The sequence below is a fragment of the Nocardia noduli genome (assembly GCF_019038455.1).
Classification (GTDB): Bacteria; Actinomycetota; Actinomycetes; order Mycobacteriales; family Mycobacteriaceae; genus Nocardia; species Nocardia noduli.
The window spans coordinates 23,040-46,122 of sequence record NZ_JAFMPL010000062.1; the positions used below are offsets into that span (position 1 = coordinate 23,040).

The 23,083-nt window shown below is 67.3% G+C and carries 25 protein-coding genes; 18 read left to right on the top strand and 7 right to left on the bottom strand.

Annotated features, from left to right (window positions below; translation table 11 throughout):
• Window positions 1–15 precede the first annotated feature (15 nt).
• The 5 genes from JZ792_RS26605 (at window position 16) to JZ792_RS26625 (ending at window position 3,225) form a co-directional block, all read left to right on the top strand.
• On the top strand, window positions 16–207 hold the full coding sequence (locus tag JZ792_RS26605) for a PspC domain-containing protein (protein ID WP_216914550.1): 192 nt from the start codon (window positions 16–18) through the stop codon (window positions 205–207).
• Between the two features lie 148 nt (window positions 208–355).
• Complete coding sequence (locus JZ792_RS26610) at window positions 356–664, top strand: DUF6802 family protein (RefSeq protein WP_109525484.1); 309 nt, start codon at window positions 356–358, stop codon at window positions 662–664.
• Between the two features lie 170 nt (window positions 665–834).
• Window positions 835–1,158, top strand: a complete 324-nt coding sequence (locus JZ792_RS26615) for a hypothetical protein (RefSeq protein WP_216914552.1) — start codon at window positions 835–837, stop codon at window positions 1,156–1,158.
• A gap of 59 nt (window positions 1,159–1,217) precedes the next feature.
• The gene (locus tag JZ792_RS26620) at window positions 1,218–2,870 is read left to right on the top strand and encodes a hypothetical protein (RefSeq protein WP_216914554.1); all 1,653 of its coding nucleotides are present in this window, start codon (window positions 1,218–1,220) and stop codon (window positions 2,868–2,870) included.
• Window positions 2,871–2,895: 25 nt separating this feature from the next.
• The gene (locus JZ792_RS26625) at window positions 2,896–3,225 is read left to right on the top strand and encodes a hypothetical protein (RefSeq protein WP_216914556.1); all 330 of its coding nucleotides are present in this window, start codon (window positions 2,896–2,898) and stop codon (window positions 3,223–3,225) included.
• Window positions 3,226–3,388: 163 nt separating this feature from the next.
• Here JZ792_RS26625 and JZ792_RS26630 read toward each other — a convergent pair whose 3' ends face one another.
• Window positions 3,389–4,249, bottom strand: a complete 861-nt coding sequence (locus JZ792_RS26630; protein WP_216914558.1) for a dienelactone hydrolase family protein — start codon at window positions 4,247–4,249, stop codon at window positions 3,389–3,391.
• 36 nt (window positions 4,250–4,285) lie between these two features.
• On the opposite strand from JZ792_RS26630, the gene glmS reads away from it, so the two are divergent.
• The gene (gene glmS / locus JZ792_RS26635) at window positions 4,286–6,166 is read left to right on the top strand and encodes a glutamine--fructose-6-phosphate transaminase (isomerizing) (RefSeq protein ID WP_109525488.1); all 1,881 of its coding nucleotides are present in this window, start codon (window positions 4,286–4,288) and stop codon (window positions 6,164–6,166) included.
• A gap of 8 nt (window positions 6,167–6,174) precedes the next feature.
• Here the strand turns inward: glmS and JZ792_RS26640 are convergent, their stop codons facing one another.
• Window positions 6,175–6,600 (bottom strand): cupredoxin domain-containing protein, encoded by a 426-nt coding sequence (locus tag JZ792_RS26640; RefSeq protein WP_216914560.1) that lies wholly within the window; start codon window positions 6,598–6,600, stop codon window positions 6,175–6,177.
• A gap of 113 nt (window positions 6,601–6,713) precedes the next feature.
• Here JZ792_RS26640 and JZ792_RS26645 point away from each other — a divergent pair, with 113 nt between their 5' ends.
• The 7 genes from JZ792_RS26645 to tsaD all read left to right on the top strand — a co-directional run bounded on the left by JZ792_RS26645 (window position 6,714) and on the right by tsaD (window position 13,499).
• The gene (locus JZ792_RS26645; protein ID WP_216914562.1) at window positions 6,714–8,159 is read left to right on the top strand and encodes an NAD(P)H-hydrate dehydratase; all 1,446 of its coding nucleotides are present in this window, start codon (window positions 6,714–6,716) and stop codon (window positions 8,157–8,159) included.
• Window positions 8,160–8,217: 58 nt separating this feature from the next.
• Entirely contained in the window at window positions 8,218–9,339 is a 1,122-nt protein-coding gene (gene alr, locus JZ792_RS26650) for an alanine racemase (protein ID WP_308165473.1), read from the top strand.
• Window positions 9,340–9,483: 144 nt separating this feature from the next.
• The gene (locus JZ792_RS26655) at window positions 9,484–10,539 is read left to right on the top strand and encodes an alpha/beta fold hydrolase (RefSeq protein ID WP_438804387.1); all 1,056 of its coding nucleotides are present in this window, start codon (window positions 9,484–9,486) and stop codon (window positions 10,537–10,539) included.
• 81 nt (window positions 10,540–10,620) lie between these two features.
• Window positions 10,621–11,082 (top strand): tRNA (adenosine(37)-N6)-threonylcarbamoyltransferase complex ATPase subunit type 1 TsaE, encoded by a 462-nt coding sequence (tsaE, locus tag JZ792_RS26660; RefSeq protein WP_216914566.1) that lies wholly within the window; start codon window positions 10,621–10,623, stop codon window positions 11,080–11,082.
• A 109-nt stretch (window positions 11,083–11,191) separates the two neighbouring features.
• Complete coding sequence (tsaB, locus tag JZ792_RS26665; RefSeq protein ID WP_216914568.1) at window positions 11,192–11,887, top strand: tRNA (adenosine(37)-N6)-threonylcarbamoyltransferase complex dimerization subunit type 1 TsaB; 696 nt, start codon at window positions 11,192–11,194, stop codon at window positions 11,885–11,887.
• An 83-nt stretch (window positions 11,888–11,970) separates the two neighbouring features.
• Window positions 11,971–12,462 carry a ribosomal protein S18-alanine N-acetyltransferase gene (rimI, locus tag JZ792_RS26670; RefSeq protein WP_109525676.1) on the top strand — a complete coding sequence of 164 codons (492 nt, stop codon included), beginning with the start codon at window positions 11,971–11,973 and terminating at the stop codon, window positions 12,460–12,462.
• Complete coding sequence (gene tsaD / locus JZ792_RS26675) at window positions 12,459–13,499, top strand: tRNA (adenosine(37)-N6)-threonylcarbamoyltransferase complex transferase subunit TsaD (RefSeq protein WP_109525495.1); 1,041 nt, start codon at window positions 12,459–12,461, stop codon at window positions 13,497–13,499. Before rimI ends, tsaD begins: the two co-directional genes overlap by 4 nt.
• 9 nt (window positions 13,500–13,508) lie before the next feature.
• On the opposite strand, the gene JZ792_RS26680 is transcribed toward tsaD, so the two are convergent.
• Together JZ792_RS26680 and JZ792_RS26685 are read right to left on the bottom strand one after the other, a co-directional pair.
• On the bottom strand, window positions 13,509–13,721 hold the full coding sequence (locus JZ792_RS26680; RefSeq protein ID WP_216914570.1) for a hypothetical protein: 213 nt from the start codon (window positions 13,719–13,721) through the stop codon (window positions 13,509–13,511).
• Between the two features lie 174 nt (window positions 13,722–13,895).
• Window positions 13,896–15,407: a DUF7159 family protein gene (locus JZ792_RS26685; RefSeq protein WP_216914572.1), complete on the bottom strand. Its 1,512-nt coding sequence runs from the start codon at window positions 15,405–15,407 to the stop codon at window positions 13,896–13,898.
• Window positions 15,408–16,115: 708 nt separating this feature from the next.
• Here JZ792_RS26685 and groES point away from each other — a divergent pair.
• Window positions 16,116–16,418, top strand: coding sequence for a co-chaperone GroES (gene groES, locus JZ792_RS26690; RefSeq protein ID WP_109525498.1), 303 nt, complete (start codon window positions 16,116–16,118; stop codon window positions 16,416–16,418).
• A gap of 109 nt (window positions 16,419–16,527) precedes the next feature.
• On the top strand, window positions 16,528–18,138 hold the full coding sequence (gene groL, locus JZ792_RS26695; RefSeq protein WP_216914574.1) for a chaperonin GroEL: 1,611 nt from the start codon (window positions 16,528–16,530) through the stop codon (window positions 18,136–18,138).
• A gap of 166 nt (window positions 18,139–18,304) precedes the next feature.
• Here groL and JZ792_RS26700 read toward each other — a convergent pair whose 3' ends face one another.
• From JZ792_RS26700 to JZ792_RS26710, 3 genes are all read right to left on the bottom strand, one after another.
• A complete protein-coding gene (locus JZ792_RS26700) occupies window positions 18,305–18,544 on the bottom strand; it encodes an RskA family anti-sigma factor (protein ID WP_216914576.1) in 240 nt (79 codons plus the stop codon).
• Between the two features lies 1 nt (window position 18,545).
• On the bottom strand, window positions 18,546–19,109 hold the full coding sequence (locus JZ792_RS26705; protein WP_198654279.1) for a sigma-70 family RNA polymerase sigma factor: 564 nt from the start codon (window positions 19,107–19,109) through the stop codon (window positions 18,546–18,548).
• Window positions 19,110–19,482: 373 nt separating this feature from the next.
• On the bottom strand, window positions 19,483–19,776 hold the full coding sequence (locus tag JZ792_RS26710) for a WhiB family transcriptional regulator (RefSeq protein WP_040704593.1): 294 nt from the start codon (window positions 19,774–19,776) through the stop codon (window positions 19,483–19,485).
• Window positions 19,777–20,436: 660 nt separating this feature from the next.
• Here JZ792_RS26710 and JZ792_RS26715 point away from each other — a divergent pair.
• The 3 genes from JZ792_RS26715 to JZ792_RS26725 form a co-directional block, all read left to right on the top strand.
• Window positions 20,437–21,345 carry a hypothetical protein gene (locus tag JZ792_RS26715; RefSeq protein WP_254190395.1) on the top strand — a complete coding sequence of 303 codons (909 nt, stop codon included), beginning with the start codon at window positions 20,437–20,439 and terminating at the stop codon, window positions 21,343–21,345.
• A gap of 146 nt (window positions 21,346–21,491) precedes the next feature.
• Window positions 21,492–22,070: a sigma-70 family RNA polymerase sigma factor gene (locus JZ792_RS26720; protein WP_216914580.1), complete on the top strand. Its 579-nt coding sequence runs from the start codon at window positions 21,492–21,494 to the stop codon at window positions 22,068–22,070.
• A partial coding sequence (locus JZ792_RS26725) for an anti-sigma-D factor RsdA (RefSeq protein ID WP_216914582.1) occupies window positions 22,063–23,083 on the top strand: 1,021 nt, incomplete at its 3' end. The genes JZ792_RS26720 and JZ792_RS26725, both read left to right, overlap by 8 nt.

Consider the following 23,083-nt stretch of genomic DNA (forward strand, 5'->3'; position numbering starts at 1 on the left):
CGAGAGGGAAATCCGATGACCGCACCCGTCCGCCGCCTCACCCGTTCCACCGGCGACAACTGGATCGCAGGGGTCTGCGGTGGCCTGGCCGAATACTTCGGCTGGAACGCCAATGTCGTGCGTCTGCTGTTCGTCCTGTCCTGCCTGCTCCCCGGCCCGCAGTTCATTCTCTACCTGGTGCTGTGGCTGATCATTCCGAAGAAGTGACCCCACCGGACAGGTAAGGGGCTGCGCCCGGGAGTCGTGGATGACAGGATGGTGTGGTTCCATCGCATAGGGGGAGGCCCATGTTCGGGGGAAGTCGTCGGCAGGGGAAGCCCGCAGAACTGTCATCCGAGTCTGTCGAGGAGGAGTCATGATCACTTCGGGCGAATTCCCCGGTCTGGATCTACCCGACATCGATACCTCGTCGTCACTGGAGGGACTCGGCCCCGTCGAGTTGAACCACCCCACCCAGGACATCAACGGCGACGGCATCCTCGACACCGAGACGACCACCGGTGACGACGCCATGCACGTGTGGAGCGATTACGACCACGACGGTATCGCCGACCACGTCACCATCGTCGAGAAGGACGGCGACTACGCCGCCTGGGAATTCCACCACCACCCCGACGGAACATCGGGGTGGGTCCGCACGGACCAGGGTGAGATCGGGAAGTAGCAGGTCGCGGTAGGCCATGCGGGCCGCCATCGAAATCGGTGGCGCCGCATGACTTTCCGTCCGGGATTCGATGGAACCGAACCGATCTCGCGCGTTCAACTGTGCCGACGGCTCCTGGCCGTCGGATCTGTCTGATATCTGACGACCTGTGCGATGGATGGAGGATTCTGGTGTCGACCGGTGGACAGGTAATCGTTGATCCCAGCACACTCGGCAGAATCGGTGGCAATCTCCGGACCTCGGCCGCGATCGTCGGGGGCAAGGTCGCCGATGTCGATGGATCGGAATTCGGACCGGCACAGGCGGGTCGGGGGTATGCCACCGAAGGCGCCGGGATCGCCGCGGGTATCGACCGCGTCGCGACGTGGTTGAAGAACTGGCAGACAGCGGTCGACAGAACCGGCGCGCAGATGAGTGCGAGCGCGAGTAGTCATACGTCGATCGACGACAGCAACGTGAAACGGATCGCGACAGCGACCGTCGATCTCGGATGAGTTTCGCGTATTTCTAGCCGAAGGCACATCGAGTGCCGCCTATCGGGGGGATGAGCTGAATGGTCGAGTATCGCACGATCCCATTGTCGTCGGCCGCCGACGCTACTGCCGACATATTGCTGAACAACGGCGCTTCCGGGCTGTTGTATTTCGAAGAATATCTTCCGCGCTACAATAAATGCTTCGCGTCGCTCGGCATCGGCTGCGGGGAAATCGCTCTCTTGCAGATGAATTCGCTGTATACCAGGTACGACGTCGAGCGTGGAATGGATATCGCGGCGTTGGAGCGGATGGCCGTGACGATGGGACGGCTTGTTACCGCCACGAAGGTGGAACTGGACAGTCAGACCGCACAGCGGGCGGCATTGCCATCCGTCTGGCAGGGGCAAGCCGGCGATGCCGCATGGCTGATGCTCGACTCCCAGGCGAAGAGGGCGGAAGTAGACCACGCCGAAGTCTCGGCCCTGTCCTCGGTGTTGACGAAGGCGGCTGCCGGACTACGCGAGATCATCGAAGTAAAGGCGCGAATCGTCGAGAGCTATTGGCACCCGACCCTGCCCGATATCCCCGATCGGAACGGGCGAAGCCGTGAGGAGATCGACAAATTCTTCGACACCGCCCGGAATGACCGCGAATCGGAGGAGGGGAGGGAGGCCGAGCGGTGGTTGCGGGAGACCTTCGCCGCTCATGTCGAAGCGACGGTGGCCAGTTTCGAGCAGGTGTGTTCGAGTGCCGAGGCTGCGGTGCGGCAGCTCTACGATGATCTGATCATTGCTCTGAACGGAATTGATACAGCCCCGTATCCGGTGCCGGCAGAAATGTCGACGGTAAATGGTGGCGACCCGAGAATGAACAACTCGGAGGATAGTAGTCGGTGCATACCCGGCGGTAGTAGTAATACGAACACCTCGAATAATGGCAGCGGCAAGAACACTGTGAACAACGGCGGTAGCAAGAACGCATCGGATGACGGAAGTGAAAACACGTCGAACGATTGCGACAATAAGAACACCTCCGAGGACAGCGACAAGAACACATCGCTGAGCGGATTCGAGTCGCTCGGTCAGACGCTCGCATCGGCGGCAAGCGCACTCGCTGACGGGCTCGAGCCCGGGTTGACCTCCCTCGGCGAACTGATCACCGAGGGCATCGACGATGCGCTGACGAAGGCAGAAGCGGCGATCGAAGATCAGGAGGTCATCGAAGGTCGGAAGGCCGAGGACCCCGACGATTCCGAATCGGAAGACGGCGACACAGACGGGAAGAAGGATGCCGAAGTCGGCGAGTTCGATCTTGCCGGAAGGCATTTCACCCTGGAGGTCGGCGCGGACGGCCGGCCGAAGTTGGTCGAGACCGATGCCGATGGCACATCCCGCGAGTACAGCGTGACATTGGACGAGAACGGCGACCCGACGATCATTTCCGACGAATCGGCGAAGGACGACGATACGAACGGGGTGAAGGAGGCCGACGCGGAAGAAGGCAAGAAGCAGGAGCCCCGGAGCGAAGACAAGTCCGAGCCTCCCGCACACAAACCCGACGAGGGGTCCACCGGACAACCGAGTGCGAGTCCTGGGCTACCGTCCCGGGCCCGTCGTCACGAGGACGGCGAGCACACACCGACGATCGTGCCGCTTCCGGGAACACCGGAGAATCCGACAACTCAGCAGCCCGACAGCGGCGCGCTGTTGGCAGAGGCGGGCCCGCTGTAAGCCGCACGAGTGGGAGGTGAACGCCGTGGATCACGGGTCTCGAATCGAGTGCACCGTCGAGGAGTATCGGCGCGGCATGGTGCGGCTCCAAGACGAATACGACGAGATGAAGAGACAGTCGAGCGCGGACAACGGTGCCGCTTTGCTCGAAGCCATCGAACGCGTCGAGACTGAGCGCGAAGAGCACGCTCGACTCGAAGCGGAGGAACGGGAGCGTGCAGCGGCCGAAGCGCGCGAACAGCGAGAAGTGATCGCCCGAGCGCTGGCTCTCCGCAGATCGAAGGATGTCGTTACCCCGACCGATGACGACGACCCGGAGGGCGAGTACTACCGACGTGAGAGTTGGCTGATCTGACCGGATCATGCGCGGGTGGTCGACTCGAGCAGGCGAGCGTCGTCGGCTGGTTCGGACGCCACGCAATTGATCGAGGGGCGGGCCCGCAGGCCCTGAACCGGCGATGTTCGACCCCGACCAGCTCATCGACAACCGGAGCGCCGCTCTGCGGCTGACCCCGCCCCTACTTGCGCAGCAGAGAGGCGACGGTGCCGAGGGAGATCTTGGGCTTGTCCTCCTCTTCGCGGGGCGCGTCGGGATCGACCACGGTGGAGTGCGGAATGTGGGCCTCGGGGTCGGCGAACGCTTCGTAGGTCTTGTCGCCGACGAGGGTGTGGAGCAGGTAGCCGGTGAGCAGGGCCTGGGTGGCGCGGGTGGTCTTCTTCTCGTGTTTGCCCACACCGAGTGCTCCGAACGTTCGCCTGCCCTCGACGAGGCCGTTGCCGGACGCGCCGTCGACGGTGCGCAGGATGCTCGTCCCGCCCCAGGCGGAGGCGAGGGGGATGGCGTTGGAGTTGAGTGACTCGATGCCGGAGGCCGAGGCGAGGATCAGGGCGGGGCTGTCGATATCGCGGGCGGCGCTCTCGGCGGACGGTGCCGTGGGGGCGGGGAAGAGGGCGGCGACGGCGGCGACTCGGCGGCGACTCGCGGCCAGTACGGCCGCGCCCGCGCCCATGGCGTGTCCGGCGAGGGCGAGGCGGTCGGGGTGCACGCTGATGTCGCCGTCACCGAGGCGGACACCGGTGCAGATGTCGAGGGTGGTGAGCAGATCGGTGGCGAGGTCAAGATGTGACGGAATCGGCCCGCGTTCGGTGTCGGGAGCGGCGACGACGAAACCCCACGACGCGAGGTGTTCCATCAGCTGCCGATACTTGGACGCGCCGGTCAGCCACCCGTGGCCGAAGGCGACAGCGGGCAGGCTCAGCCCCGACTCGGGGGTGTAGACGACACCGGGCTGCCCCGCGATCGCTAGGTTGCCGCGCAACACGCGGTGCGGGCCACGGCTGGTCAGGGTGCTCAAAAGGGATTTCACAGACGCCGACACGACGTGAACGTTATCCGATAAGTACTCTGGGGAGCCATGTGCGGAATCGTTGGCTACGTCGGGTACCGGGACGCGCTCGTCGTTGTCGTTGACGCGTTGCGCCGCATGGAATATCGCGGATACGACTCCGCGGGGGTCGCGATCCTCGGCGAGTCGGGCGTTCTGGCCGTGGAACGCAAGGCGGGACGCCTGGCGAACCTGGAGGCCGAACTCGCCGAATCGGGCACGGACCGCTTCGTCGGCACCACGGGAATGGGACACACCCGGTGGGCGACACACGGCGCGCCGACCGATCGCAACGCGCACCCGCACCGCGACATCACCGAGAAGGTGGCCGTGGTGCACAACGGCATCATCGAGAATTTCGTGCCGCTGCGTAAGGAACTGGAAGCGGCCGGGGTCGAGTTGCTCAGCGACACCGATACCGAGGTCGCCGTGCACCTGGTGGGTCTCGCCTATGCCGCCGGCCCAACGGCGGGCGATTTCGTCGCGAGCGCGCTGGCGGTCCTGCGGCGGCTCGAAGGGGCCTTCACGCTGGTGTTCACCCATGCCGACCACCCGGACCTGATCATCGCCGCCCGCCGGTCCACCCCGCTGGTGGTCGGTGTCGGCGAAGGCGAGATGTTCGTCGCCTCGGATGTGACCGCGTTCATCGAACACACCCGCGAGGCCGTCGAGCTGGGCCAGGACCAGGCCGTCGTGATCACCGCGAATTCGTATTCGGTCACCGACTTCGACGGGAACGAGGTCGGCGGTAAGACGCGTCCGTTCACCATCGACTGGGATCTGGCCGCCGCCGAGAAGGGCGGTCACGACTACTTCATGCTCAAGGAGATCGAGGAGCAGCCCGCGGGTGTCGCGGACACCTTGATCGGGCATTTCACCCAGGACGAGGCCGGTGGCCGGATCGTGCTGGACGAACAGCGCCTCGCCGACCAGGAGTTGCGCGAATTCGACAAGGTCTTCGTCGTGGCCTGTGGCAGCTCCTATCACGCGGGTCTGCTCGCCAAGTACGCGATCGAGCACTGGACCCGGCTTCCGGTCGAGGTCGAGCTGGCCAGTGAGTTCCGCTACCGCGACCCGGTGCTCGACCGGTCGACGCTGGTGGTGGCGATCTCCCAGTCGGGCGAGACCGCCGACACGCTGGAGGCGGTGCGCCACGCCAAGGAGCAGAAGGCGCGCGTCCTCGCGATCTGCAACACCAACGGCGCGCAGATTCCCCGCGAATCCGACGCGGTGCTCTACACCAGGACCGGCCCCGAGATCGGCGTCGCGTCGACCAAGGCGTTCCTGGCCCAGGTGACGGCGAACTACCTGGTCGGCCTCGCGCTGGCGCAGGCGAGGGGCACGAAGTACCCGGACGAGGTGGCCAGGGAGTTCGCCGAACTCGAGGCCATGCCGAAGCTGGTGGAGCGGGTGCTGGAGACCGGTCCGCAGGTGCGGGCGCTGGCACGGCAGCTGGCGCACGTGCCGACCGTGCTGTTCCTCGGTCGCCACGTCGGCTACCCCGTGGCGTTGGAGGGCGCGCTCAAACTCAAGGAACTCGCCTACATGCACGCGGAAGGCTTCGCCGCGGGCGAGCTCAAGCACGGTCCGATCGCGCTGATCGAGGACGGTCTCCCGGTCATCGTGGTGATGCCGTCCCCGAAGGGGCGCGCCGTGCTGCATTCGAAACTGCTGAGCAATATCCGTGAGATCCAGGCGCGCGGCGCTCGCACCATCGTGATCGCCGAGGAGGGCGACGACACGGTGCGTCCGTTCGCCGACGACCTCATCGAAATTCCTTCGGCGCCCACACTTTTCCAGCCGTTGCTGTCGACGGTCCCCTTGCAGATCTTCGCCGCCGAGGTGGCGCAGGCCCGCGGATACGACGTGGACAAGCCGAGGAATCTGGCGAAATCCGTCACGGTCGAGTAGGCGGGAACCTACTCGACGGTCACCGTGCCGCGCATCTGTGGATGCAGCGAGCAGAGATAACGGTAGGTGCCGACGGCGGTGAAGGTGTAGCTCCACTGGCCGGTGGTGTAGATGGGACTGTTGATTCCCATCGCCTTGTCGCCGATGCCCTGCACCGAATGCGGGACGCGGTCGGAGAATTTCCAGGTCACGGTCTCGCCCAGCTTGACGGTGACGTTCTCCGGGGCGAATTTCATATCGTCCACGGTCACCGTGACCGCCGCGCGTTCCGGCGACCCGGTGTTCGCGGGTGTCGTGGTCGCCGCGGGTGTTTTCGCGGTGGATGTGGCGGCCGAATCGGAGTCGCCGGAGCCGCAACTCGACAGCAGGACCGCGGCGGCCAGGACGAACCCGGTCACGACCCGGGCGGATTTCGCGTGGCTACCGATCGACATGACGGCCAAGCGTAGTCGCCGGTCGCGCGGTGCCCGGTGGCGCGTCCGATGGCGGGTAGGGTCGGGGCGGCCAGGGAGTCGTGCCGGATCGACGCAGTGGAGGCGATACGGGTATGTCCACGCAGCGGGGATATTTCACCGTCGACGAGGTGCGGGCGGCGGAAGCGGAACTGTTCACCCGGGTGCCCGACGGCGTGCCGATGCGACGGGCGGCTTACGGGTTGGCGCGTGTGATCGCGGCGGAACTGCGCGCGCGCACCGCAGGTGTGGCTGGACGTTCGGTGACGCTGCTCGTCGGATCGGGGGACAACGGCGGCGACGCGCTGTGGGCGGGGTCGATGTTGCGGCGGCGCGGCGTCGCGGTGACCGCGGTGCTGCTGAATCCCGAACGCGCGCACGCGGAAGGGCTCGCCGCGTTGCGTGCGACGGGTGGGCGGATCGGTGACGAGATCGGCACGCCCGATCTGCTGGTCGACGGGATCGTCGGCATCTCCGGGCGTGGTCCGCTGCGCCCGCGTGCGGCGGAACTCGTCGCGGGCAGCGCCGCCCCGATCGTCGCGGTGGATCTGCCCAGCGGTGTCGACCCGGATACCGGTGTGGTGAGCGGTCCCGCTGTGCGCGCCGATGTCACCGTCGCCTTCGGTGCGCTCAAGCCGGTGCACGCGCTCGCCGCGCCGTATTGCGGACGAATCGAATTGGTGCCCATCGGTTTACGGTTGCCCGAGCCCGGGATCGCGGCGCTCGACCCCGGCACCGTCGGTGCCGAATGGCCGGTGCCCGGACCGACCGACGACAAGTATTCGCAGGGTGTCACCGGTGTCTGCGCGGGCAGTGCGACCTATCCCGGCGCGGCCGTGTTGTGCACGGGCGCGGCGGTGGCGGCCACCTCGGGCATGGTCCGCTACGCGGGGACCGGTGCGGGCGCGGTGTTGGCGCGTTTCCCGGAAGTGGTGGCCGCCGAATCGATTTCGGCGACCGGGCGGGTGCAGTCCTGGATCTTCGGTCCGGGATCCGGCACGGATTCCGACGCGCGCGATCGTCTCGCGGAAATTCTCGCGACCGAACTGCCGGTCGTCGTCGACGCCGACGGACTCACTCTGCTCGCGGCGGACCCCGCGCTGGTCCGCGGCCGTACCGCGCCGACCGTCCTCACTCCGCACGCCGGGGAATACGCACGTCTGACCGGCCACGATGTCGGCTCGGATCGGGTGGCCGCGGTACGCGAACTCGCCGAATCCTGGGAACTGACAGTGCTGCTGAAAGGCCGCGCGACCGTCGTCGCCGCTCCCGGCCGCCCGGTTCTCGTGAACGAGGCGGGCGGTTCCTGGGCCGCCACCGCCGGTGCGGGCGACGTGCTGTCCGGCATCATCGGCGCGCTGCTCGCCGCGGGCCGCGACCCGCTCTGGTGCGCGGCCGCGGGCGCCCGCGCGCACAGCCTCGCCGCAAACCTGGCCGCCAACGCGGGCGATGCCGCCGCCCCGATCTCGGCAGGCCCGCTGCTCGACCACCTGCGTCGCGCGATCGGCACGTTGCGCGCCGCGCCCCCGGGGCAGTACTGAACGAGATCTTGTGCGGCGGTCCCGGGTCGGTTCCGAAGGAGTGGCAGGATCGTTATCCGTGAACGCCCAAGTGGAAACCGTCATCGACCTGGATGCCATTGCCCACAACGTGCGGATCCTGCGCGAGTACGCCGGTGACGCCGCGGTGATGGTCGTGGTGAAGGGCGACGGATACAACCACGGCGCGATCGAGGTGGCGCGCACGGCGCTGGCGGCGGGGGCGGCCGAACTCGGTGTGACGACGGTGGCCGAGGCGGTGCGATTGCGCGCCGCGGGCATCACCGCGCCGATTCTGTGCTGGCTCAACAACGCCGACGCCGACTACGGCGCCGCCGTCACCGCCGATATCGAGATAGGGGTGTCGTCGCTGGCGCATCTGCGTGCCGTCGCGGCGACCGCGCGCGGGCTGCGGCGCACGGCCACCGTCACCCTCAAAGTCGATACCGGGCTGAACCGCAACGGAATCGCGCCGGACGAGTACCCGGCGGTCCTCGCGGCGCTGCGCGTACTCGTCGACGAGGGTGTGGTGCGGTTCCGGGCGATCTTCTCCCATCTCGCCCACGCCGACGAGCCGGAACATCCCTTCCTCGATATCCAGCGGGAACGTTTCCTCGAGGCGATCGCCGCCGCGACGGCACTCGGCCTGCCCCCGGAATCGACGCATCTGGCGAATTCGGCGGCGACGCTCACCCGCCCCGACCTGGCCTTCGACATGGTGCGCCCCGGCATCGCGGTGTACGGGCTGTCTCCGGTTCCCGGCCTGCCCGATTTCGGGTTGCGGCCCGCGATGACCTTCCAGGCGCGGGTCGCGCTGGTGAAGCGGGTCGCGGCGGGGGAGGGCGTGTCCTACGGACACCAGTGGATCGCGCCGCGCGACACCACCGTCGCACTTGTCCCAGCAGGCTACGCCGACGGCGTGTTCCGACCGTTGAGCGGGCGTTTCGAGGTTTTCCTCGGCGGTGCGCGGCATCGCGGCGTCGGCCGGGTCTGCATGGACCAGTTCGTGGTCGACCTCGGTGACAATCCGGCCGACGTCGTCGAGGGTGATACGGCGGTGCTTTTCGGCGGCGGGCCGGGCGAGCCCGCCGCGCAGGATTGGGCCGATCTGCTCGACACCATTCACTACGAAGTCGTTTGCGCGCCGAAGGGACGGGTTATTCGTCGTCATGTGGGCGGCTGAACTCGAGCGACGCCACGGTCGGAGGGCGGTTATGGTGGCCGTTACCGTGCGTGTTCGCCGCGTGCGGCCGACTCGTGGGTACGCCGTCAGCTGAGAGGGTTTGCGATGGGATCGCGACGTTCGAATCGCATATTGCGCGGGGGAATGGCGACCGCGGGTGTGGTCGGGGCGCTGGCGGGCGCGCACGCGTTGCGCAGGGTCGGGGCTCGGGTGCTGGCGCCGACCGGAAGTGACGAGTATCGCGGCGAGGATTTCACGCTGTTGGAACGTGACCGCGCGGGCGCGGTGGTCACCGAGGACGGTGTCCGGCTGGCCACGCGCGAATGCGGTCCGCAGGACGCGCCGGTCACCGTGCTCTTCGTGCACGGATTCTGCAACAGCATGGAGTCGTTCCATTTCCAGCGCCGCGATCTGGAAAAGCGTTGGGGCGCCGGGGTTCGCATGGTCTTCTTCGATCTGCGCGGTCACGGGCGTTCGGGTACGCCCGCCACCGATCGGTGCACCGTCGATCAGCTCGGACGGGATGTGGCGTGTGTGCTCGAACACGCCGCACCCACCGGGCCCGTGGTGGTCGTCGGACATTCGCTCGGCGGGATGGCGGTACTCGCCGCCGCGGCGCAGTGCCCGACATTGTTCTCCGACAGGGTGATCGGGGTGGGGCTCGTATCGACCACGGCGGCCGAGGTCACCGCGGCCGGTGTCACCCAACTGTTGCGCAATCCGGCGATCGATGGCTTCCGGCTGGCCGTGCACACCGCGCCCGCCCTGGTCCAGGCCGGACGCAGCACGGTCCGGCACGTCATCGCGCCGATCCTGCACGTGAGTTCCTTCCACGGCCCGGTGAGTCCGACACTGTCGCGTTTCGCGACGGCCATGATCGACAGAACGCCCGTCGAGACGATCGTGAAATTCCTGAAAGCGATCGAATTGCACGACGAATCGAGCGCGCTCCCGGTGCTGTCCGAGCTGCCGGTGCTGGTCATCGGCGGTGGGCGTGATCTGGTCATCCCGTTCCGTAACTCCCGTGCCCTGCACCGCGAACTTCCCGGCAGCGTCCTGATCCGTATCGAGGGCGCGGCTCATATGCCGCATCTGCAATTCCCGGACAGCGTCAACGACGGGCTCGATCAGCTGCTGCGCCGCGCCCTGACGCACGCCATCGCGCGGTCGGAATCGGCGCCGGAGGCGGCCGGGGGCTGAACGCGCGGCGCGCCGGAACAACCGCCGCCGGTGCGCGAAAGCGGTGAAGTCCGGGCCGGTACGCTCGTGCGGGGTCGGCGGATGGATCGGAGGACGGCGGTGGCACGACGACGGCGGGTGCTGCCGACGGTGGAGGATACCGAGGCGCTCGGCCGGGAACTGTCGGCCGAATTGGCGGCGGGTGATCTGGTGGTACTCGACGGACCGCTCGGCGCGGGTAAGACGGCGCTGACCCGGGGTATCGCGGCCGGGCTCGGCGTGCAGGGGCGAGTGAGTTCGCCCACGTTCATCATCGCCAGACAGCATCGGGCGGGCGCGGGTACGGGGTCGCTGCCGTTGGTGCACGTCGACGCGTATCGGCTCGGCGGGGATCTGGACGAGTTGGACGCACTTGATCTCGACACCGATCTACAGCACGCGGTGGTCGTCGTCGAGTGGGGACTCGGGGTGGTCGAGCATCTGGCCGACCGGCATCTGCGGGTCCGGCTGTCGCGGGAACCGGATTCCGATGTGCGCACAGCCGACTGGGAATGGGTCCAGTAGCGTCGATCACAGTCGCCTGGGCGTGCGAAACGTGCGATGACCAGCCGTTCGTTGCTGTCGGGTAGCTCCGTACCGCGCCGGGGTACCACCCGGTATCGTTGGGCCAATCATGCTTGTACTAGCTGTCGACACCGCGACACCCGCCGTTACAGCGGGATTGGTGGAACTGGAGCAGGGCACGCCGGGTGCGACGACCACGATGGACCTGCGGACCCTCGCCTCCCGTGTCCGAGTCGATCCCAGGGCGCACGCGGAAGTGCTGACCCCGCAGATCCTCGAATGCCTCACCGAGGCAGACCGTTCCAGAACCGATATCGCCGCGGTTGTGGTCGGAGTCGGCCCCGGTCCGTTCACCGGACTCCGGGTCGGTATGGCGACCGCGGCGGCCTTCGGGGACGCGCTCGGCATCCCGGTATACGGGGTGTGCAGCCTCGACGCCATCGCCGCCGACGCCGCGCCGGATCTGACGCCGGACCGCGAACTGCTCGTCGTGACCGACGCGCGCAGACGTGAGGTGTACTGGGCCCGCTACCGCGACGGCGTCCGGGTGGCGGGACCCGAGGTGATCAAACCCGGTGACCTGGATTCGGCGCAGGCGGAGGTCATCGCCGGATCCGCCTCGCACGTGGATTTCTTCGATCTCCCGGTACTGCCGGTCGAGACGCCGTCGCCCGCCGGACTGGTACGCGTCGCCGCGCCCGAGGTACTCGCCCGCGCGGTGCCGCAAACACTGACGCCGCTGTATCTGCGCAGGCCCGACGCTGTCGAGAACAGTTTCCGCACCCTCGACCGGACGGGAGCGTGAGGCCGGTGGAACCGGAACGGCAGACACCCGAGCGGGCGTCCGAGGCGGAGCAGGTCAGCGAGAGCACCGTTCGGATCGAGCCGATGACCATCGCCGATATCGATCGATGCGTCGCATTGGAGCAGTTGCTCTTCCCCGAGGACGATCCCTGGCAGGCGGTGGCCTTCCGTTCCGAACTCGCGGCTGGACACAATCGCTATATCGCGGCCCGCGACGAGCGGGGGCGCATGGTGGGTTACGCGGGAATCGCTCTGCTGGGTGACGCGGAACACCCCGAGGCCGAAGTGCACACCATCGGTGTCGACCCGATCTGCCATCGCGGCGGTGTCGGCACACTGCTGCTGGAGGCACTGCTGGCGGAGGCGGGCAAACGCGGCGGACCCGTTTTCCTCGAGGTGCGCACCGACAATCAGCCCGCGATCGCGATGTACGCCAAACACGGTTTCCACATCATCGGATTGCGCAAGAACTACTACCACCCCAGCGGCGCCGACGCCTACACCATGCGCAGGCCGGAGCTGAGCGCGCAGGGACAGGCCTGGCGCGGCGCACAGGCGGACGAGGTGCTGTCGTGATCGTCATGGGTATCGAGAGTTCCTGCGACGAAACCGGAGTCGGGATCGTCCGCTGGAACGGTGACGGCACCTGTGAACTGCTGGCCGACGAGGTCGCCTCCAGCGTCGACCAGCACGCCCGATTCGGCGGTGTCGTGCCCGAGATCGCCTCGCGCGCGCATCTGGAAGCCATCGTCCCCGCCATGCGGCGGGCGCTCTCGGCGGCGGGTGTGGTCAAGCCGGACGCGCTCGCGGTCACCATCGGCCCCGGGCTCGCGGGCGCGCTGCTGGTCGGCGTCGCCGCCGCGAAAGCCTATGCGGCGGCCTGGGATGTGCCGTTCTACGCGCTGAACCATCTCGGCGGGCATGTCGCGGTGGACACGCTCGAACACGGACCGATGCCGCCCTGCGTCGCGCTGCTGGTCTCCGGTGGTCACACCCACCTGTTGCAGGTGGCGGATCTGGGCGAACCGATCGTCGAACTCGGCAGCACCGTCGATGATGCCGCGGGGGAGGCCTTCGACAAGGTGGCGAGACTGCTCGGCCTCGGCTATCCGGGCGGACCCGCGCTCGACGCGGCGGCCCAGGAAGGCAATCCGGCGGCGATCGCGTTTCCGCGCGGGATGACCGGACCGCGCGATCCGCGCTACGACTTCTCCTTCTCCGGTCTCAAGACCGCGGTCGCCAGACATGTCGAGGCGGCGCAGCGTCAGGGAATCACCCCCGACCAACTGCCGATTCCCGATATCGCGGCGTCGTTCCAGGAATCGGTCGCCGACGTGCTCACCATGAAGGCGATCAGGGCCGCCGCCGACGTCGGCGTCGATACCCTCGTGCTCGGCGGCGGCGCCACGGCCAATTCGCGTATCCGTTCGCTGGCCGAAGAACGCTGCGCCGCGGCCGGAATCACCTTGCGCGTGCCGAAACCGCGACTGTGTACCGACAACGGTGTGATGATCGCCGCGCTGGGCGCGCACGTCATCGCGGGCGGCGCGACACCGTCGGAACTGACCGTCGCCACCGATCCCGGCCTTCCGGTGTCGACCAGCCAGGTCTGACCAGGATCGCTACCGTCCCGGTGTCGAGGACTGCGGTGTCGGGCCGGACGAGGTCATCGGTGTCGATATAGGCGACAGCGGGCGCATCGGCTCTTCCACCGGCTCGAGCGACAGTCCGAACAGCGCCAGCGACAGCGCCGCCGCCGAGGCGAGGGCGGTGCGCACGCAGAACCACCAGAAGTGCGCGCGACGGCGTCGTGCCGAGCGAGGTACGGCAGCCACGTGTTCCCCCTTGCCTGGCCGTTGTCGGTCGAATCGCGATGCGGCGATCGGCCGTTACGGATCGGCGTGCCCCCAAAAATGGCGGCGTCGCCGCTCGATTCGTGCGAGACCCCGGTTCGGCGGTAACGCGAGCGTGTGCCGGTGGGATCCGCGTATTCGGCTCTCGCGGAAGGGTTACGGGCCGTCCGTGCCGAGCGCGGACGAACCCGAATCCGAGAGCAGCGGCGGCGGCAACGGAATATGCGACTGGGCCGGGGTCTGCGTCGGTGACGGCGCGGTACCGGTCGCGGGCGGTTCGGTGTGGGTCTCGGAAGTGCTGTGCTGCGGCAGCACCGGGTCCGCGGCACCCTCCTCGAGACCGGGACCGAGCAGTTCGGGGAACGGTATCGACGGCAGGTTCGGATCGGGTCGCAGCGTCGGCTGGGTCGACGGGGGCGAGGTCGGGTAGACCCCGGTCGGCGACTGCGTCGGCTCCTGCGTGCCGGAGGGGCCGCTCGGCCGCGTCGTGCTGTCCCGGCCGGTGACGGTGCCCGCTCCGGTCGACGGAGACAGGGTGAGCGGCGGCGGTGGGATCTGCTGGGCGCTGCTCGTGGTGCCCGCGGGGGACACCTCGTCGTCGGCGGTCGGCGCGAAAGTCTTGATGCCGTAGCCGATCACGAGTCCGACGACGACGATCGCGCCCGCGAGGATCCCGACGACCTTGGTGAAGGTGCCAGCCGGTGCGTCGGTGCCGAGCGCGGCGACCGGGAAGGACGACGGCTGAGCCGAATCGGCCACCAGTGCCGCGCCTTTGGCGATGACGGATTCCGGGTCGTTCACCGTGTGCACCGGCAGGTCGAGTTCGTCGGCGAGGGTGGACACGACCGAGGGGATGTTGGCGCCGCCGCCGATCACCACGACGGCCTCGGGGGCGGTGGGCGTGCGCGCGAAGACCCCGGCGGCGAAAGCCGCTGTGTCGCGCAGCAGGTCGGCGATCAGTTCCTCGAAATCGGCTCTCGTCAGTTTGAGCGGGCGTCCGGCGACATGATCGATGGTGACCGCGGCCGCGATCGACAGGTGTTCCTTGGCCGCGCGGCCGCGGTTGGTCAGCATGCCGCGATTGGGCCTGGTGCCGCGCCGGGCGTAGTGCAGATCGACCAGGTGGTGGTAGATCAGGTCATCGATGGCGTTGCCGCAGATCGCCGAGGTGCGCTCGGAACGGAGGACCGTACCGTCGGCCTGTTCGGCGACGGTGATGGTGAGACCGGAGGCGCCGAGGTCGACGATGGCGACGGTCCCGTAGCGGTCGAGCAGTCCGGTGTGTCGCAGATAGGTCAGTGCCGCATCGCATTCGGGGATCAGCCGCAGATCACGCTGTTTGCCGGTGGCGGCCCGGATGAGCTGGGCCTGCTCCTTGCTGCGGTAGGCGACGGCGACACTGGTCGGCACGGCGTCGAGGCCGGTGGGATGCGTTCCGGTGAATCGCGCGCCGACGGGAAAGGCGACGTCGTAACCCATCTGCTGGCTGGCGGGCAGCTGGGTGGTCATCAGCTCGATCGAGGAGGCTACGAGATCTCCGAGATCGGAGTGGGCCGCGTCGGCGGAGACGACGCGGTAGTCGAAACTCTGTGCCCCGTTCGGGGCGGTGGCTACGAGCGCCGAGCAGACGACCTCGTTCCCGGCGGAGATGCCGAGCGACGTTCGCATATGTTTCACCTCCCTCCGGACGGATGGTCGCGGGGCGAATGGTCACGGTCCTGGCGACGCTCGCGAATAACCTGCCGGGCCGCTACGCGGGTGACGAACGGTCCGGGCGCACGAATCGGCCGACCCGTTGTCCGGTGGGGTCGCTGGGAACGGCCTGTGATCACGTGTGGAGTTGCTCTCTGGTGAAGCCGGTGGTGCTGCTGTGACAGATGTGATGTCCAACTGTGTTGCGTCACGCTGGCCGCGTCCCCTGCGACGTCGGTTCGTGACGAATCGGACGGGCGTACGACGACCGTCGTCAATACTGTCACAATCTGTTATCCGAACGTTACAGATTCGGCGAAGTAATGGGAAGCCCACAGGCCGAAGGGCAACCTGCCCTGTTCAGTGTTTGTCGACACGTTTCCTCAGCGCTGTTTCGATGCCGCCGCGGCGCGCCGAGGACGGGTAGAACGGGCATTGGCACAGCCCACCCTTGAGCGCTGGCACTCTCATGTATAGAGTGCTAGTCGGCACCGCGTGATGGATGGGTGCCAAGCCTTTGACCACTGAGCAGGGGTCCCGGCACCCGCGACGACGGGGCTATGCGCAGGGTCAGATCGTTCGGACGTAGGTGAGAACCCGCGGGCCGGTCGAGACAACACGACACCGATGGTTCGGGACAACAGTTCCGGACGACCGTATATCCCCGAAAGTGGAGGGCTCAACGTGGCGAGCGTGAACATCAAGCCGCTCGAGGACAAGATCCTCGTCCAAGCCAACGAGGCCGAGACGACGACGGCCTCCGGCCTGGTCATCCCGGACACGGCGAAGGAGAAGCCGCAGGAAGGCACCGTCGTCGCAGTAGGACCCGGCCGCTGGGCCGAAGAAGGCGAGAAGCGTATTCCGCTGGATGTCCAAGAGGGCGACACCGTCATCTACAGCAAGTACGGCGGCACCGAGATCAAGTACCAGGGCGAGGAATACCTGATCCTCTCCGCGCGCGACGTGCTGGCTGTCGTCAGCAAGTGACCGCGTTCCCGGCCACCCGGCCGGGATCGAGTCGTAACGACACTGCCCCGGTTCCCCCGCAACGGGGCCGGGGCAGTGCTGTTCGAGGCCTATCCAAGGAAAAGGACATATGGCAAAGCAGATCGAGTTCGACGAGAAGGCTCGCCGGGCTCTGGAACGCGGTGTCGACAAACTCGCCGACGCCGTCAAGGTAACCCTCGGCCCGCGCGGTAGGCACGTGGTGCTCGCGAAGGCCTTCGGTGGCCCGACCGTGACCAACGACGGTGTCACCATCGCGCGCGAGATCGAGCTCGAGGATCCGTTCGAGAACATGGGCGCGCAACTCGTCAAGAGTGTCGCCACCAAGACCAACGATGTCGCGGGCGACGGTACGACCACCGCCACCGTGCTGGCCCAGGCGCTGATCCGCGCCGGCCTGAAGAACGTTGCCGCCGGCGCGAATCCGATCACCCTCGGTATCGGTATCGCCAAGGCCGCCGACGCGGTCTCCGAGGCGCTGCTCGCGCTGGCCACGCCGGTCTCCGGCGAAGAGGCCATCGCCCAGGTCGCCACCGTCTCCTCGCGCGACGAGGAAATCGGCGCGATGGTCGGCAAGGCGCTGACCACCGTCGGCAAGGACGGCGTCGTCACCGTCGAGGAGTCCTCGACGTTGCAGACCGAACTCGTTGTCACCGAGGGCGTGCAGTTCGACAAGGGCTACCTGTCGCCGTACTTCGTCACCGACGGTGACAGCCAGCAGGCCGTGCTCGAGGATGCCTACATCCTGCTGCACCGCGAGAAGGTCAGTTCGTTGCCCGACCTGCTGCCGCTGCTGGAGAAGATCGCCGAATCCGGCAAGGCCGTGCTGATCCTGGCCGAGGACGTCGAGGGCGAGGCGCTCTCGACCCTGGTCGTCAACTCGATCCGCAAGACGATCAAGGCAGTCGCGGTCAAGGCGCCGTTCTTCGGTGACCGCCGCAAGGCGTTCCTCGACGACCTCGCCGTCGTCACCGCGGGCACCGTGATCAACCCGGATCTGGGAATCACGCTGCGCGAGGCCGGTCTCGACGTGCTGGGCCAGGCCCGGCGTGTCGTGGTCACCAAGGACGAGACCACGATCGTCGATGGTGCGGGCACCGCCGAGGACATCGCGGCGCGCAGCACGCAGCTGCGTCGCGAGATCGAGGCGACCGAATCCGATTGGGATCGGGAGAAGCTCGAGGAGCGGCTCGCCAAGCTTTCGGGCGGCGTCGCGGTGATCAAGGTCGGCGCGGCCACCGAGACCGCGCTCAAGGAGCGCAAGTACCGGGTCGAGGACGCGGTCAGCGCGGCCAAGGCCGCCGTCGACGAGGGCATCGTGCCCGGCGGTGGCACGGCGCTCGTGCACGCCGCCGCCGCGCTCGTCGAGCTGCGTGATTCGCTGTCCGGCGATCAGGCCGTCGGCGTCGAGGTGGTGCGGACCGCGCTGAGCGCCCCGCTCTACTGGATCGCCACCAACGCGGGCCTCGACGGCGCCGTTGTGGTCAGCAAGGTCGCCGAGGGCAAGGAAGGTTTCAACGCCGCCACCCTCACCTACGGCGATCTGCTCACCGACGGTGTCGTCGACCCGGTCAAGGTGACCCGCTCGGCCGTCGTCAACGCGGCGTCGGTCGCGCGCATGGTGCTCACCACCGAGAGCGCCATCGCGGAGAAGCCGGCTCCCTCGGCCGATGACCACGGTCATCACGGCCACAGCCACTGAGCTCGGCTCGCATCGCATAACAGACAAGGCCCCCGGATCCTGGTGATCCGGGGGCCTTCGTCGCTGTATGCCGATGCGGCAGCGCGGTTGCTGTGGGCGGCACGGCGACCTCCCCGTGGGACGGGCGGTCGGTGCGCGGTGGGTGGTCTGCTCGCGGGACGCGGGCCTAGGGCTGTTCGTCGGCGATGGCAGCCAGCAAACGGTCGCGCAGGGCGACCGGTGGCTGGGTCGACGCTATCTCGGCGAGTGCGGACAGCGCGTCTTTCGTCTGCCGCACTTCCGCGAGGAACGCCGCGCGTAGAGCGGGGTCCTCGTTGTCGAGCAATTCTCGTACCGCGTGATGGTCTTCGTCGTCGATCGATCCGAGCGCGACGGCGTGCGCGAGATCGATCCGGACTTCGTTCATCTCACGTCACCCCCAAACTTTTCTTCAGTCGTGTCAGTCCATCCCGAATTCGGGACTTAACGGTCGGTAATCCCACACCCAAATATGTCGCTACTTCGGCGTAGGTTCGCCCGCCGTAGTAAGCGAGCGAGATGGCCTCTCGTTGGGTCTCGGTCAATGAACCGAGCCCTTCGATGACGGCCTGTTGTTCGAGCCTGCGCTCGACCTCTTCGGTGACCTCGTCGAATTCGTTGCCGAGAACCCGTACGCCGTAGGCGACTTCGCGCTGGGTGTGGGCCTGCTCGGCACGGACCCGATCGACGGCACGCCGATGGGCGAGAGTCATCAGCCACGTCACCGCGGAGCCCTTAGCGGGGTCGTAACTGGATGCGGTACGCCAGATCTGGAGATAGACCTCCTGGGTGGTCTCCTCCGCGTACCCCGGATCGTGTAGCACCCGGAGCACCAGACCGAAGACGCGCGCGCACGTTCGGTCGTACAGTTCGGCGAAAGCCTTCTGATCGGACAGGCCGCAACGATGCAAAAGGGCGGCGAGCTCGATACTTTCGGCCGCGCGTGCCGACATCGCAGAATCCACACTGGGTGGGATGGCTTCTCTTCGGAACGAGTCGCCCTCTGCGGCCGGCTGCCGCGTTGTCACAACGCTCCATTCTGTGTCATCGGTCACTACCGTAGCGGGCCGCTATCGCCTCCCTTTCGGTGGGTATCGCAAACCGTCCGTGGCGTGGACACGACGGCGGGCCGACGGTGGTGACCGGTGGGAGCCTGCGCGCCTACTGCCGGAATCGAACTCCTGACGCGAATGGACCGTCAGGGGTTCGGCCGGTGATCCTGCGTGTGTTGTTCAGTGGCCGGTTGTTTGCTAGGCATTCGGCGCACCGCACGGTTCGGATGGGGCGGATTCGGCGAAAGGGTTTCGTACCGCCCGCGAGCGTCGGCTACACCGCCATGCGGCGACGATTGCGCCTGGCGTGCATCTCGCGTTCGGTCTCCGACATGCCGCCCCAGATTCCATAGGGCTCGCTGACTTTCAGCGCGTGACTACGGCACTGCATGAGGACCGGGCAGCTGCGGCAGATTTCCTTGGCGCGCATCTCTCTCGCGGTCCGAGCGCGTCCGCGCTCGCCGTCGGGGTGGAAGAACACCGCGGAATCCTGCCCGCGGCATGAGCCTCGCATCTGCCAATCCCAAACATCTGCGTTCGGTCCGGGGAGGTGGGTCGGCATGGGCATGGTGAACTCCTCGTGATGCGAGCTCGTCAGCGTTGTCGAGCAGTTTGTTCTGCAAAATTTCTCGGACCCTGGCCGGGTTGGCGTCCGGCCCGAGGACTTCGCCCTACTCGGTCGCTGCAATTTCGCGCGGCGCCGACCGTGGCGATGAGTTACGTTAGGTCCAGCTGCGAAATTCCGTCAATAGTTCGGCGCACTGGTTTCCCAAATCTTCAACCGCGAGATTTAACCTACTCGCTGTTTACTTTTTACGATGACTCCGGTGATACTGTTCGATTGGCCCGTAGGCGGCTGGACCGGCTCTGGCCTGGACCGAGCCCCATTTCCCCTGGTAGAAGCCGATTATCGGTGGAACTCGCCGGTTGCTGACGCGGTAGCGGCGCGGTATCGGTAGGGGTGTCCAGTACCTCGCGGCCCTTCGGTTGCCGCGCCTGAGATGGCCGAAGCGGGGCGCGCAGGTTAATTACGCGAAACGCATGTGAATTCGCATCGATGGTGATCCGGCAATCTCTGTAGGAGATTTACCTGATGGAAACACATGCTTCGGGCTGGAAGTGCTGAACGGTTGCTCATCGAGCGGTGTCGTCGCGGTCCCGTTTCGCGCCGCCGCGGCGCGCGCGGGCCACGGGATAGAGTGCGGCCGTGTTCGCTCCAGCTCCGCTCATGGATACCCGATCTGAAGTCCTCGCTGCGGCGGCTTTCGGTGACCTACCCGGTCTCGCCGCTGCCGAGTTGCCGACGGTCTCCGGTCCGGTCGACTCCTGGCTCAGGGCGGTGGTACTCGGCGGTCAGGGCCGCTACGCCGCGGCTCGCGCGCAACTTCGGAGCACACGCGGCACGACCTCCGATCCGACCGTGCTGTCGTTGGTCGCGAGCACCGAGGGATCGCTGCTGCGTCAACTGGGCTGGCATGCGAGAGCATCGGTGGCCGACGGCCGCGCCCTCGCGTACCTGTCCGGGGGAGGGCCGATCGGCGGGTCGAATCCGGTCGACACGGCGCGGCCCGCTGTCTCGAGTGGGAAGCATGGCGTACTCGGGCCTACCGCCTCGTCGACCGTCGCGGACTTCGCCGTGCCCGATCGAGCGGCCGCACTGTGCGACGCGCTGACCGGGTTGGCCGCCGACGCGCTCGGCACCGGCCGCACGGATCTGGCCACCCGCCTGCTCGGCCGTGCCGCGAACTCGCTCGACGCGGCGCATCCACGGGCGATGATCCGCTGGCACTGGGTGAGTGCCGAGACCGCGCTGGCCCAGGGGCGACCCGAACCGGCGAGCGTGCACGCGGCGGCGGGTCTCGCGTCGGCCGAGCGGTGCCCCTCGATACGGCACCGGGTCAAGTCGCTGCTGCTCGTCGCGGCGGCGGCGATGACGCGGGGCGATCTCGCCGCCGCGGCCGAGGCCGCCGACGAGGTCGCCACGCGGTGCCGCGAACACGAGTTGCTTCCGCTCGGCTGGGCGTGCGCGATGCTGCGCACCGGCCTGTCGGACGCGTCCGCCGCCGAGGAAGCCGCGCTGTACGGCGCGGCGATTGCCAGGCGTGGCGGTCACTTTCGGCCTCCCGGCGTCGCCTGAACCCATCGGTGGGGTTGTAGCGACAACCGGACCGTGTTGCCCAGCGGTGTGGGATGTATCGCTATTGTTAGTCCCGTTCCGCAAACTCCGCGGAAGCACAGGTCATCGGGCCGGTGCCACTTGTAACGCCAGGAATCTCTCTGACGATGACGAACACGGGCGAAGAGTTGGACCTCGCCGTCACTGCCGCTGCGCAGGGCGACAGATCCGCTCTAGCTCAGGTACTAGAGCTGGTCCGCCCGTTGGTAGTTCGTTACTGCCGCGCGCGGATCGGCGCAGCGGAGCGCGGGCAGCTCTCCGCCGACGACGTTGCGCAGGAGGTATGTCTGGCCGTGATGACAGCCTTGCCCAGATATCAAGATCAGGGCAGGCCCTTCATGGCCTTCGTATACGGAATCGCTTCGCACAAGGTCGCAGACGCTCATCGAAACGCCGCACGTAACAAGGCGGAGGCGATGGCCGAAGTACCAGATGTCATATCCACCGAACACGGGCCGGAACAACGAGCTCTCGAATCCGAGACGAGCAGGCAGATGAACCGCTTGCTCGCGACGCTTCCCGAGAAGCATCGAGAAATTCTGATCCTGCGTTTGGTCATGGGTTTGTCAGCGGAAGAAACCGCGGTCGCCATGGACAGTACGGCGGGTGCTATACGGGTCGCCCAGCACAGGGCGCTCGCGAAACTGAAGTCACAAGTGGCGAGGGCAGGTGAAATGTATGGCTAGGGATGGCGAGCGCGGTCGGGGCGACTGGAAGGCGCGACGTGGATCGCGGAACAGCGGTCCCTACGCCGGGGCTTCCGAAGAGTCCGGACCGGTGGATATCGTCGCCGTCCGTCGGGACGACGCGCTGATCGACGCCCTATCCCACGGCGGGCCGGTGCAGACCGACAGCACGGAGGAGTTCCAGCTGGCGGCGCTGCTCGCGGATTGGCGAGCGGAGATCGTCGTGCCTCCGCTACCGAGCACCCCGGATCTGGATACCGTCGCAGCGGCGGTCAACCAGGAGATCGGCGCGCGCAAAGTGCGGGTCGGTGCCCAGACCAACGGCCGTTTGCGGCTGGTTCGTCCGCTCTTGACCACCGCGGCGGCCCTGGCGCTCGTCATCGGTGGACTCACGGCGTTCTCGTACAACGCGGAGCCGGGTAACCCGCTGTGGCGGGTCAAAGAGGTCGTGTTCAGCGAACAGGCGCAGTCCACCGTGGTGAATCGCGCCGACAGTCAGCTGGATCAGGCCGAAGAGCTTCTTTCGCAACGCAATCCGTCCTCGGTGAAGGCGCAGCTCGAAGCCGCGCAGGCCAATGTCGACCAGGTGAGCGATCCGGTGAAACGCGCTCAGCTGCAAGCACAGTGGGCGCAACTGCTGGAATCGTTGCGCAAGGAATGGCCCGACGTCGCGGCGCAGGTCGAGGCGATGACCAAGCCCAGCGAACCGAAGCCAACCGCGGGTTCGGGAAGCACCGCGCCGACGGCCCCGGGTCAGCCGGTCACCCCCGGACAGTCGGGCCAGCAGCCTGCGAGCCAGACCACGCCGAACAACACCATCTTGCAGGCGCCGGTGGACACATCGGCGCCCAAGCCACCGACGGGGACCAACCCCACCGTGCCGACTCAGCAGGAGCCGCCGCCGGTGACCACGGTCCCCCCGGTGACCCAGGAGCCGCCGACCCAGGCTCCGCCCACGCAGGAGCCGCCGACCCAGCCTCCTACGCAGCAGCCGACACAGCCCACCCAGGAAC